Origin of the sequence: Haloferax sp. Atlit-109R (assembly GCF_003665865.1) — an archaeon.
GTDB classification, from domain to species: domain Archaea; phylum Halobacteriota; class Halobacteria; order Halobacteriales; family Haloferacaceae; genus Haloferax; species Haloferax volcanii.
The window spans coordinates 1-468 of record NZ_QPLO01000022.1 but is presented as its reverse complement, the minus strand read 5'-3'; the positions used below and the strand labels follow the sequence as shown (position 1 = coordinate 468).

Genomic DNA, 468 nt, shown 5'->3' with positions numbered 1-468 from the left:
TCCCGGATACAGTGCTGGATGAACCACGCTTTCGTTCCTTCGGAGGGGTAGACTCGCTCGACGGGGAGACCATCCGACTGCATCGACTGGATGACGTAGTTCCAGACCGGCTGGACGCCGACCTCCTCACTGCGGAGGAGTTGCTCTGACTCGCCCCCGTTGTTCCAGAGACCGGCGGTGAGTTCCAGCCGGTCGATAAGGTCGGCACGGAGCGAGTCGAAGTCCACGTCGTCGGCACTTGCCGGGTTGAGTGGCTCGCCTTTCGCCGCGTTTCGGTACAGGACCTGCAGGCGCGCGTCGTCGCGACCGCCGACGACACCGGCCAGTGGTTCGGTCCAGAGGTCAGCCAGCGCGGTGACATCCTGCTCGACGATGTCGGTATTGACGGCGAGCGGCGTCTGCCCAAAGCTCCGTGGAATCCCGTACACCTCGCCGTCCTGTTCGAAGTACTCCGCTTTCAGGAAATCG

General features: G+C 63.5%; 1 pseudogene. It reads right to left on the bottom strand.

The annotated features are described in order from the left end of the window. Nucleotides 1–468: pseudogene (locus tag DVK03_RS19470) on the bottom strand (spermidine/putrescine ABC transporter substrate-binding protein); the annotation flags it as partial.